Origin of the sequence: Bacillus sp. MT(2024), assembly GCF_036362845.1 — a bacterium.
In the GTDB taxonomy this organism is placed as follows: Bacteria; Bacillota; Bacilli; order Bacillales; family Bacillaceae; genus Bacillus; species Bacillus velezensis.
Genome location: NZ_CP143632.1, coordinates 2,346,961 through 2,359,064, shown reverse-complemented (window position 1 = coordinate 2,359,064; position 12,104 = coordinate 2,346,961). Strand labels below are relative to the sequence as shown.

The following is a 12,104-nucleotide window of genomic DNA, read 5'->3' as shown; positions in this document are numbered from 1 at the left end:
TAATGGAGGAAACCATATGAAAGAGTTTCTGCACCGGGTTTTTTCTGACGTCAAAAATAAAAAAATGACAAAACAGGATGCGATCGGCATTTTGCGCGATTATGATATGCGGATGGGACTTCGCCAAGCGGCTTCCCTTCATCCGCTTGCTCAGCAGCATATTTCTGATGAAAGGGGACAGGGATTCTCGGCAGCTTTCAGCGGCCGGGAATTTTTTCTCGCTGATGTTTCTTTACAGCATAAAAAGCTTATGCCCGGAGAACTTCTTTTGGAAATGGCGAGAGCTGCGGCTGTTTTGACAGTAAAGGAGACTGCGGCTGTCCGGCTGACGCATATCGTGTGGTCAAAGCCCATTTTGACTGAGGCTGAGCCGTTCCATATCGAGATCAGGCTGATACCCGCAGAGGGTGAAGCCAAAAGGTTTGAGATTTATAATCCATTTTCTGCTGATTCCAGTCATTATGATGTGTACAGCCAAGGGACGATTCAGCCAGTTGATGCTGTGCCCGGCATGCTGGATATCAGCCGCTTGAAGGAAAACAGCGGTTCCCTGATGGATAAGCAGCAAATTGAAGCCATCACTCAGAACGATACCGTTCAATACAGTGAGCACATGAAAGGAATTGAGCGTATTTACGCCTCAGCAGGACGGATGCTGGCAGACATAACAATTCCATTGACAGACCAAAAAGAATCCGCCCGATTCGGCCTCCCACCCTGTGTGATGCAAAGTGTGACAGAGGCATGCGCGCTGCTTGGCGGCAAAGAATATAAAACGCTCGCCCCGGTTTCATTGGACGAGCTTTTGTTTTATGAATCTTGTCCTGACAAGGTATGGGCCGAGATACAAGAGAAGGCGGGGAGCTTTTATATTGATTTATGTGACGAAGAAGGAAAAATATGGGCTTCTCTGTCGGGGTTGAAGCTGCAGCCTGTCATCAAGACGGGCGCTTCCGGAAAAACCAATGCCGAACACCGCAGTGAACGTTTGTATGAACAAACGCTTCTTCAGCTCAAAACGCTTTTTGGCCTGACTGCAAAAATTGCTGTTTCCAACATAGATACTGAAGAGCCGCTGGAAACCTACGGAATAAACTCAGTCACTGTGACGAAATTAAACCGCGAATTGTCTCTGCTTTTCGGTGACCTTTCCAAAACGGTTTTTTACGAATATAAGACACTGGGCTCCCTGGCAGCTCACTTTGTCACGGATTATCCGAATGAATGCCGAAAATGGACAAATGATGATGAGCACCGTTCAGGCATATCAGAACAGGTTTTGGCAAATGAAGATTTTCCGGTGCTTCCGTCGTTTATCAAGCGAAAGAAACGGCCTGCTTTTTCCAATGAGAAACAGACAAAAGAAGGGATTGCGATTATCGGCGTCAGCGGACGTTATCCGCAAGCTGAAACACTTGAAGAGTACTGGGATAACTTAGCGGCCGGAAAAGACTGTGTGACCGAAATTCCCGAAGAGCGCTGGGAAAAGGACAAGTACTACAACCCTGATCCCGAAGCGGCCGTGAAAGCAGGGAAAAGTTACAGTAAGCGGGGCGGGTTTCTGAAAGATGCCGCTTTCTTTGATCCGCTGTTTTTTCAAATTTCACCCCGTGATGCTTTGAATATGGACCCGCAGGAGCGTCTCTTTATTGAAATGTGCTGGCAGGTGCTGGAGGATGCCGGTTATACGAAGGAACAGCTTGAGAATCTGTATAACGGCCGGGTCGGCGTTTTTGCTGGCATTACGAAAAACGGGTACGGAATGTACTGGAAAAACGGCGGCACCCTGCAGCCGAAAACGTCGTTCAGTTCAGCGGCCAACAGAGTTTCCTATTTTCTTAATCTGAAAGGGCCGAGCATGCCGGTCGACACGATGTGCTCGTCTTCGCTGACTGCAATTCATGAAGCGTGTGAAAACATCCTTCGCGGCGAATGTGACATGGCGATTGCCGGCGGTGTGAATGTGTATACGCATCCTTCGGCTTATGCGGAGCTCAGCGCCTATCGAATGCTTTCAAAAGACGGAACGTGCAAAAGTTTCGGTGAAGGCGGGGACGGATTTGTTCCCGGGGAAGGCGTCGGGGCCGTGCTGTTAAAGCCGCTGTCAAAAGCGATGGCTGATAAGGACCATATTTACGGGGTGATTCGCGGCACTCATATCAATCACGGCGGCAGAACAAACGGGTATACAGTGCCGAGTCCGAGCGCCCAGGCTGACGTGATTTCCGGCGCGCTTGAAAAATCAGGAATACATCCGCGGATGATCAGCTGTATTGAAGCCCACGGCACGGGCACTGAACTCGGAGATCCGATCGAAATTGACGGTTTGACCCGCGCATTTCAAACGAAAACGTCAGATAAAGGCTTTTGCGCCATCAGCTCAGTTAAATCCAATATCGGGCATTTGGAAGCCGCGGCAGGCATTGCCGGTGTAACAAAACTGCTGCTCCAGTTTCAAAAACGAAAGCTGGCCCCTTCATTACATTGCCGAAATTTGAATCCGAATATTGCATTTGACCGGACGCCGTTTGCGGTGCAGCGTGAATTGGCAGACTGGAAACGGCCGGTCATTGAGGAAAACGGAGCGCAGAAAGAGATTCCGAGAATCGCGGGAATCTCTTCTTTTGGCGCGGGCGGGGCAAATGCCCACATATTGATAGAAGAATATATTGAACCTGATAGGGAGATTTCTGAGCCATTCACAGATGAAGATCCCGCAGTCATTTTATTATCCGCCAAACAGGAGGCCAGCCTGAAGCAGCGGGCGCAGCAGCTTCTTCAAGCGGTCAGAAAAAATGACGTCACAGACCGCAGCCTCCGGGATGCGGCTTACACCCTTCAAACCGGAAGAGAAGCGATGGAAGAACGTGCGGCGTTTATCGTGACGTCGACAGAGCAGTTAGCGGAAAAACTGCAGCGTTTTATTGACGGCGGAACAGACGGCTGCTTCAGGGGAAAAAGCAAACAGTATAAAGATATTCTAGCCGTTTTTAAGGATGAAGATATGCAGGAAGCCGTCCGTAAATGGATGAAAAGAAAAAAATTCGCAAAGCTTCTGGAACTTTGGGTAAAAGGGCTGAAGATTGATTGGTCAGAGCTTTATAACGGCAGCCTGCCGCATCGCGTCAGCCTTCCCGGTTATCCATTTATAAAGGATCGTTATTGGCCGGACGATGCAGCGCCGGACAATGTTCGTGATGCTGAAACACATTCTGAAACATTTCGTGAATTCCGCTTTTTACAGAAAAGCTGGGCAGAAAGCAGCCGTGTTCCGGCTAAGGAAGTGCGGGGCGTCATCGGAATAGCCGCTGATCACCAGACAGGAAATTTGGCCGTTGAGCTGTCCCGTTATTTCCCCGAGTCTGAAATCATTGACGCTGCATCACCGGAAATATCCGGGGACGCGGCCCGGTTTGGCGGTCTGATTGATGTGACGGGGTGCGGGACGGAAATCAAGCATGATGACGGCTGGATTCATCGTCTGCAGTGTCTCATTGACAACAGAAACCGCGGCCGAAAGCTTCAGCTGCTTTGTGTGACAAAGGGGCTTGAACCTTTTGCAAATGAAACGATAAATCTTTCAGGTGCAAAAAAGGCCGGATTGTACCGGATGCTCCAAAGTGAGTATAAGGATATCCGCTCGCGGCATATGGATGCAGAACGGACTGCTGAAGATTCCGAGCTGGCAAACCAGATCGCAGAGGAGTTTTTTCGCGATTCTGCAGACATCGAAGTGTGTTACCGAAACGATGTGCGCTATCACGCGCGGTTAAAGGAAACAAACAGCTTAGCTGAAAAAGAATTTTCATTTCCGAAAGACCATGTGCTCTGGATCACCGGAGGGACCCGGGGACTCGGATATTTATTCGCCCGGCATTTTGCCGAACGTTACGGAGTCACGAAACTCGTGCTTACCGGAAAAGAAACAATGCCTCCGAAAGCGGAGTGGGATGATCATATCAAACGGAATTCCCCGTTTTCCGATAAAGTGAGAAGAATCAGAGAGCTCGAACAAAAAGGTGTCCGGACGGAAGTGCTGACTGTATCTTCCGGTCCTGAATATGAGCAGGCCGTCAGCCGGGTGAAAGAGAAGATGGGGCCGATAGGAGGCGTGATACACGCAGCGGGAGCCGTAGATCTCGATCATCCAGCCTTTATCCGCAAAACGAGAGAACAGATGATGCCCGTGCTTGAACCTAAAACAGACGGACTGGACCTTTTGTATCAAGCGCTGCACAAGGAGCCTCTCCGATTTTTTGCGCTGTTTTCTTCAGTGTCCGGCGTGATGCCGGAATTAGGAGCGGGACAAAGCGATTATGCCATGGCTAACGCCTATATGGATTATTTTGCGGCCGCAAAAGGTTTTCCGGTGCTGAGCATCCAATGGCCGAGCTGGAAAGAAACGGGTATGGGCGAATCAAAAAGCCGGGCCTATCTGAAAAGCGGTTTAAAGAGCATCACTGACAGAGAAGGGCTGAGTCTGTTTGATGCCGTTATGGCAGGCGATTGCGGATCTGTTATTATGCCGGCCGTCATTCACCCGGAAAAATGGGAGCCTGACCGTCTGATGCTTTCAACCGGTCTTACCGAAACAAAGCAGCATGTACAGGGTGAGACAGAAAGCGTAGAGGAGTGGCTGACGAGCATTTGCTGCCGGGAATTAAGACTGGAGCCGTCAAGATTTGAATCTGATACACCGTTTCAAGATTACGGAGCCGATTCCATCATGCTTGCCCAAGTGTCCAGAGCGATCGGAAAGAGGATCAAAGCTGACCTTGACCCGGCGGTGCTGTATGAATACCCTACGGTTGCTGCGCTGGCGGGATGGCTTGAAACAGCATATCCGGAAATCAAAGATGCCGTTTCAAAACCGGTTCAGCCTGTAATCCCGGACGTTCCCAAACAAACAGCAGCCGCTGTCATTCAGCCTTCTGGCGCTGCAGCGGCGCAAGACATCGCTGTTGTCGGAATGTCCTGCCGTTTTCCGGGAGCTGAATCAATTGAAGCTTATTGGAAGCTGCTGTCTGAAGGAACGTCGGCCATTCAAAGGGTGCCGAAAGAGCGCTGGAAAACGGAGAAGGCGGATTATGCGGGCCTTTTAAAAAATGTAACGCATTTTGACCCGGAGTTTTTCCTTATTCCCGAAGAAGACATCAAGGCAATGGATATCCAGTCCTTTCTTATATTAGAAGAGGCGCTTCATCTGTTCAGAGACAGCGGTTACTCTTTACAAGAAATGAAAGGCAGGTCAGCCGGTGTCTATTTAGGAGGACGCGGCGGCAGTATGCCTGACGAAAACCGTCTGAAGCATGCAAAAAATCCGATAGTCGCCGCCGGCCCGAATTACTTGGCGGCCAATCTTTCTCAGTTCTTTGATTTGAAGGGGCCGAGTCTCGTTTTGGATACGGCCTGTTCTTCAGCGCTTGTCGGTATGAATATGGCGATACAGGCGCTTTCTTGCGGTGAAATCGACTCAGCGGTGGTTGGGGGAGTCAGTCTGCTGGAATCCGGTCAAACCCACCGGATGTTCGAACTTCGCAATCTGTTAAGCGAAGAGCCTGCGTTTCATATTTTTGACCGCCGCACCGGAGGCATCGTATTGGGAGAAGGCGTCGGAATGGTGTATTTAAAAACAGCGGCCCAGGCTGTAAAAGACGGGGACCGGATTCATGCGGTCATTAAAGGCATTTCCGTAAACAATGACGGCAGAACCGCGGGGCCTGCCACACCGAATATACAGGCGCAGAAAGAAGTGATGGCCAAGGCGCTTGCCAAAAGCGGCAGAAAAGCGGAGGATATCAGCTACATTGAAGCAAACGGTTCAGGCTCTGAAGTAACCGACCTTTTGGAACTGAGGGCGATTGAAGCGGTGTACCGTATGCAAAACAGCGCGCCTTGCGAATTGGGGTCGATGAAGCCGAATATCGGACACCCGTTATGCGCTGAAGGGATTGCCGGATTCATTAAAACAGTGCTTATGCTTTCGCGCCGAATGCGTGTGCCTTTCCTTTCGGGCAAAGAGCCGATGACGCATTACGATCTGTCCGCCTCGCCGTTTTATTTTTCGCACGTTCTGCGTGAATGGACGGATTCACCGCGGATTGCCGCCGTCAGCAGCTTCGCTGACGGAGGGACGAATGCCCATGTCATAGTGGAAGCCTGGGAGCAAGAGGCGTACACCCCGGTTAGAAAGCCTTTGCCGAGACAGGAATTAAAACGCCGGCCCATCCGTCCGGACAAAGCTGAAAACCTGCATGAAAACGCACATAAGTCCCGCCCGAATACGTTTTGGAAACAAATGAAGACTTACTGATTGCGCTGAAAATTGAACGTCGATATGGAGGAAGTTCATATGCAAGAGCAGCTTCTTATTAACAATCAGCATCCCGTTCTGAAACATCATAAAGCCTATGGAAAGGAACTGCTGCCGGGTCTGGCTTATATTGACCTGATCTATCAGACTTTCAGAGAAAACGGTTTTTTTCATGCCGGCCTTGAACTCAGGCACTTATCGATTTTTCACCCTTTAGCTCCTGAACAGGGAGAAACAATCCTGCTTTCTGTTGACTGTACAGAGAACGGTGAAGGGCAATGGAAGGTAGAGGTGAAAGGGCAAAAACAAGGTGACGAAGCAGCAGAGACAAAGATATATGCCGCGGCGCAAATGCATTCCGTCAAGCCCGCCGGCTTCCAAGAGAGCGTCCGGATGGATGCCGTAAAACAAACGGCGGCAGAAATACCGCTTGAGGACATTTACGCGGAATGCAGGGATCAAGAACTGGTTCATTCAGGAATGATGAAAGGCTGCGGAAGCGTCTACCAGACTGAAAAAGAGATTTATATTGATCTGTCGGTGCAAAAGGATCAGCTGGAACATGCAGGAGAGGCGATGTTTCATCCCGCATTGATAGATGCGAGCAGCATCGGCTCCAATGTATATCTCGCTCCTTTGACGAGGGAGGAGGGGCAATTATTTCTGCCGCTGTTTTATGAATCGTTTTATTGCGCCGAATTGCTGCAGACGACATGTATCACCAAGATAAAAAAAGAATCCGTCACCCGTAAGAAAGATCTCGTTTACGTGACAATGGAGTTTTTCAATGAGGAAGGCAGAAAAGTCGGCGAACTGAAAAACTTCGCCAATAAACGGGTGAGGGACCCGGAACTGATCAATCAGAAACGGCAAAAGAAAGAACTTGACGGGCGGAATGCCGTCCCGGCTCCGCAAGCGGAACCGGCGCCTTCCGCTGGCCTTACTGAACAGTGCATCTTTTATTTAAAAGAATTGCTTGCCGCCCGATTGAACAAACCTGTGAAAGAGATCGACCCGGATATCGGCTACTATGAAATGGGGCTGGATTCTCCGGGGCTGTTGGACATGGTAAAGGAAATTGAACGAAAAATCGGAACGCAGCTTCTGCCGACGCTGTTATTTGAATACACGACAATCACGGAATTGGCGGGGTATTTGTGCGAACATTACGGAGCCGGCTTCGGCCATGCTCAAAGCGGGCATTCAAATGCTGAACCTTTGCACAGGGAAAAAAAGAGGACGACCCAAATCCGTGTGAAAAAATCGGCGTCAGCCGGAACGCAGAATGGAGATATTGCGATTGTCGGGATGGCGGGACGGTACCCCGGCGCCAAAAATCTTCGTGAATTCTGGACAAATTTAAAAAATGGAGAAAACAGCGTAACGGAAGTGCCTCGTTCCCGCTGGGATACGAGGAAATATGAGCATTTGCGATCGCCGTCCGGCAAGCCGATTTCCAAATGGGGCGGTTTTATAGACGATCCGGATTGTTTTGATGCGAAATTTTTCCGGATTTCTCCGCGGGAGGCAGAAGCTAAAGATCCGCAAGAACGATTGTTTTTAGAAACATGCTGGGAAACGATTGAGGATGCGGGCTACACCCCGGAAACAATCGTTCAGCCGAAAGGGCCGAATAAGAGAATGAACGTCGGTGTGTTTGCCGGGGTGATGCATATGGATTATTCTCTCGCCGGCGCTGAAGCTGCGGCCAAAGGGCTGGTCTTTCCTTATCCCTTGAGCTATGCGCCGATCGCAAACCGGGTTTCATATTTCTGCAATTTTCACGGGCCGAGCATGGCGGTTGACACGGTGTGTTCGTCATCTCTGACGGCCGTCCATATGGCGGCGGAAAGTCTGAGACGGGGTGAATGTGAAGCAGCTCTTGCCGGAGGCGTCAATTTATCATTGCACCCGACAAAATATATCACATACGGCTTGATGGATATGCATTCGAGTGACGGGCTGTGCCGAACGTTCGGCGAAGGCGGCACAGGCTATGTCTCAGCTGACGGCATCGGGGCCGTGCTGCTGAAGCCGCTTCACAAAGCCGAAGAAGATAAGGATCATATTTATGCGGTGATAAAAGGCAGCGCCGTCAATCACGTGGGAACCGTCAGCGGGATTACCGTGCCGAGCCCCGTGGCGCAGGGGGATATGATAGCTGAATGTCTTGAAAAGACGGGGATCGATCCCCGGACGATTTCTTATGTGGAAGCGCATGGAACCGGAACTTCTTTAGGAGATCCGATTGAAATACAAGGTCTTGTTAAAGCTTACCGCACGTTTACGGAGGATCGGCAATTTTGTGCGATCGGTTCCGTTAAATCGAATATCGGACATGCGGAATCAGCCGCCGGGATCAGCGGGCTTCATAAAACTGTTTTGCAGCTGTTTCACAAAACGCTTGTCCCTTCTTTGCACTCAGAGACGATTAATCCGTATCTCCGTTTAGAGGACTCGCCATTTTACGTGCAACAAAAAACCGAGTCATGGAAAAAGCCGGCGTATACAGAGAACGGCAGTGAACATTCCTGTCCGAGACGCGCAGGCATCAGTTCATTCGGGGCGACGGGTTCAAACGTTCATCTCATTTTAGAAGAGTACAGGCCCAAAAACCCCGGCATTACGGAGAATCAAGAGAGACCGTATATCGTGCCTCTGTCAGCGAAAAATCCGGAGCGGCTGAAGGAATACGCTGCCCGCCTGCTGATGTTTCTCAAAGACAAAGCGCTTGAAGGAAGCGGGCCGCTTCATGACAAAACAGATACAATGCAAAATCAGCTGGAAAATGCGCTGCGCGGTGCTCTGGCCGAAGTTCTGCATGTAGAGGCCGGCTCGGTAGATGGTGAACAGGATTGGAAGGAATTCGGCTTGGATGTCATGCAGCTGACACAGTTTTCTGAGCGGCTGACGGATCAATACGGGCTGGCAATAGACATGACTGATCTCATACAGCATACTTCCGTCCGGACTTTAGCAGAATGTCTGACAAACGATGAGAAACATAAGAATCTTCTTTCCGGTCTTTTCGGTCAGTCCGGCTTAGAGAAGCAGCCTGAAGAACCTTTTTCCCTGCGGTCACTGGCATATACGCTGCAAACGGGACGGCTGGCAATGGAAGAACGGCTTGTTTTTTTAGTGAACGATCAAGCGGACCTGATCAGGAAATTAACCGAATTTACAGAACGAAAACGGCAGATTGACGGCTGCTTTCAAGGGCGGTCTGATAGCGGAACGGAAATCAGGGGTTTCCTGAATGATGATCAGGATACGGAGGAGCTGATCCGAAAATGGACGGACAGCGGCACTTACAAAAAACTGGCGGAGCTGTGGTCAAAAGGATTTGAGATAGACTGGACGCGGCTGTATCAGGAGGAGAAGCCGCGCCGGATGAGTCTGCCGACGTATCCGTTTGCAAAGGACCGCTATTGGATACCGGAGCCCGATCATCCCGTCACTTCCGTAAATACAGAAAGCAGGCTTCACCCGCTGCTTCACCGCAATACTTCAGATTTGTTAGAACAAAAATTCAGCACGATACTGAACGGAGATGAATTCTTCTTAGCCGATCATATCGTCCGAAACAAGCGTGTTCTCCCCGGGGCGGCTTATCTTGAAATGGCGAGAGCCGCGGCTGAACTGGCTGCCGCGCCGTTAGCCGCTGAATACACGGCTAAAACCGGCATTTCGCTGCGGTATATCAGCTGGATACGCCAGGCCGTTCATAAAAAAGAGCCGCTGCGTATGACGACAGGTCTTTCCTTAGAGGATAACGGCAATGTTTCATTTCAAGTGTACAGCAATGAAAACGATTCAGACATTTATTGTGAAGGCAGTGCTGTGATTGAGCCGCTGTCTGAGGCGCCGGTTTTGCATATTGAACAGCTGAAAGCGCGATGCCGCAAAAAAGTGCTGTCAAAGGAAGACTGCTATGCGGCATTTGCAAAGGCGGAAATTGTATACGGACCTTCACATCAAGGAATTGATCACATTTATTGCGGGGAAAAAGAAGCCTTGGCTAGATTGGTGCTCCCTGCTTCCGTTTGTGATGAGGCCGAACAGTTTGTGCTCCATCCGAGTCTGATAGATTCCGCTTTTCAGGCGGCCATCGGCGTTATGAATGAAGATAAAGCGGGTTATCCGGAGCAGCCGTTAATGCCTTTTGAATTGCATGAACTGACCGTTTTTCATCCGTGCAGTCCAAACATGTGGGCGGCCGTATTTGTGACGCATGAAACACCGGCCGTGCGAAGAATGGACATTGATATATGTGATGAACGCGGCAATGTGTGTGTAAGAATAAAAGGATTTTCTGCCCGGATGGCCGAAAGTGCGCCGGCTGAAACGGATGACAAGCAATACGATCTGCCGGGTAACCTTACCGGAGCCGTCAAACTGATGCAGGTATGGGACGCGGAACCGATAGACAACCAAACCGGCTTCCCCATTTCTGAAGCAAAAGCTGTCATCATAGGCGGTACAGACGGGCAGGCGGACGCGGTTTTACGATTGTTTCCTAAAGCTGTGCGATTTGATAGCAGCCAAAGTGCTTCCGTTGAAGTGATATCCGATCGGCTCCGCCGTGTCGGTGAGATTCAGCATATGATCTGGTTTGCCCCTCAGCCGGCTGATTCTTACATCCATGATCAAAAAAGCGGGGTGCTGCAAATTTTCAGAGCGGCCAAAGCTCTTATCGGTCTCGGGTATGGAAAAGAGCAGCTCGGGATGACGGTGATTACGCACCAAGCACAGCCTATCACCCAATATGATGAGGTGCGTCCCGCTCATTCCAGTGTGCACGGTTTCGTCGGGTCTCTCGCAAAAGAACATCCGAGCTGGCACATCCGTCTGGTCGATCTTGAAGACGGGGGGGATTTCCCCGCAGAAGACATATTCAGCCTGCCCCGCGACCGTACGGGTAAAGCATGGGTGCGCAGACATCAGGAATGGCACCGGCCTCAATTGCTTCCGGTCCAAAGCGGGCCGTCTGAAAGTGTTCCTTACCGATATGGAGGCGTATATGTCATCATCGGCGGTGCGGGAGGCATCGGCGAGGTTTGGACAGATTATATGGTGAAGACGTATAAAGCCCGAGTCGTCTGGATCGGGAGGCGGCCGCTGGACAGCCGGATACGCCAAAAAATAGACCGGTACCGGCCATCAGGCCCCGCTCCCGAATATATAGCCGCAGATGCTTCTGATCTTCCATCGCTTCAGCGCGCCTATGAACAGATTAAAAACACATACGGCACCATCAGCGGCGTCGTTCATTCAGCGATGGTATTTGCGAATGAAAGCGTAAAAGATATGGAAGAATCACAGTTTCACGCCGGCCTTGCGGCGAAAGTGGATATTTCCGTCAACATTGCCGAAGTATTTGCGAAAGAGTCTTTGGACTTTATTCTCTTTTTCTCTTCGGTTATTTCATATATTAAGAATCCGAATCAAAGTCATTATGCGGCGGGGTGCGCATTTAAAGACGCATTTGCCCATGAGCTTTCCGGGCGGCTGTCATGCCCGGTCAAAGTGATGAACTGGGGGTATTGGGAGCGGGCTGACAATCACATTTCTGAAGAGTTTGACAGACTGAGTGCAATCGGTCTCGGACTGATCAGCCGGGCGGAAGGGATGCAGGCGCTGGAAACTCTGCTGACGCAGCCGATCTCCCGCATGGGGCTGATGAAGCTGACCAAGCCGATTCCGATCGAGGGAATGAACCCTCATGAATTTGTGACTATCTGATTGCCTGTCAAAATGACGGAGCAAATTTAATTTTCTTAGGAGGATAAGG

The 12,104-nt window shown here is 50.3% G+C and carries 2 protein-coding genes; both read left to right on the top strand.

Annotated elements, in window-relative coordinates; genetic code table 11:
• The first annotated feature begins 16 nt into the window (after positions 1-16).
• A complete protein-coding gene (locus tag VP472_RS11410) occupies positions 17-6,313 on the top strand; it encodes a type I polyketide synthase (protein ID WP_146277141.1) in 6,297 nt (2,098 codons plus the stop codon).
• Between the two features lie 39 nt (positions 6,314-6,352).
• Entirely contained in the window at positions 6,353-12,055 is a 5,703-nt protein-coding gene (locus VP472_RS11405) for a type I polyketide synthase (RefSeq protein WP_153986673.1), read from the top strand.
• The last annotated feature ends 49 nt before the right edge of the window (positions 12,056-12,104 follow it).

Excerpts from the sequence above, each read along its gene's own strand:
- VP472_RS11410 (WP_146277141.1), top strand. The coding sequence starts at position 17 with ATGAAAGAGTTTCTGCACCGGGTTTTTTCTGACGTCAAAAATAAAAAA.
- VP472_RS11405 (WP_153986673.1), top strand. The coding sequence starts at position 6,353 with ATGCAAGAGCAGCTTCTTATTAACAATCAGCATCCCGTTCTGAAACAT.